General features: G+C 76.6%; 1 pseudogene. It reads left to right on the top strand.

The features are described from left to right. Positions 1 to 221: 221 nt before the first annotated feature. Positions 222 to 700: pseudogene (locus DQW85_RS21870) on the top strand (hypothetical protein); the annotation flags it as partial.

Raw genomic sequence — 700 nt, 5'->3', positions numbered from 1 at the left:
GGCCCGCCGGCACGCCGGGCCGGGACGGGGCGCACCCCCCGCTCACCCGCAGCAGGCGGCCGGTGGCCGGCAGGCGATGACCGCCCGGCTCCGGCCGCGCCAGCTCCCGGAGCGCGCAGTTGAGCAGGGCCGTCATGGTGAGGACTTCTCCCATGTCCCGACATGACATGGCATCTTCCTACCCTTGGTATCGAGCCAGGCACGCCGGGTAATGGGGCATTGTGTCGGAAGACCCGCCGGAGCTCATCGCCGGGTTCGCGGCCGAGCTGGCCGCCGTGCGCCCCGGTCTGTCCGTCGCCTATGCCGCGGCCCTGCCGGGCGCCAGGGCCGCCGTCATGGGACGTCTGTGGCGCGGCCTGCTGTACGAGCCGCTGCCGGGGCTCGCCGGGCGTGCGCCCGGCGGCGTTCGCCTCCGTGACGGCCGCCTCCTGACCGGCCCCGACTGCCTCCCGCACGACCTGGAGACGGCGGGAGAGGGCATGATGCTGTGGCTGGACGGGTGCGCGTACACCGACCCGGCGGCACTGCAGGCCGCGCTCGGCCTGCCCGGTGGCGACCGCCTGGTCCGCGATCTGGCGCACAGCGTGGCCTCCCTCGCGCTGTCCCGCGCCGGAGCGGCAGCGGCGTCGGCCGCCGCAGGAGGGGCGGTAACCCGTGGTGGGACGGGGGAGGCGGGCGGAGGTTCGGCGGGCGGGGGTGG

The organism is Nonomuraea lactucae (assembly GCF_003313395.1).
Classification (GTDB): domain Bacteria; phylum Actinomycetota; class Actinomycetes; order Streptosporangiales; family Streptosporangiaceae; genus Nonomuraea; species Nonomuraea lactucae.
The sequence above is the reverse complement of the archived record's forward strand: the minus strand, read 5'-3'. Positions and strand labels throughout refer to the sequence as shown.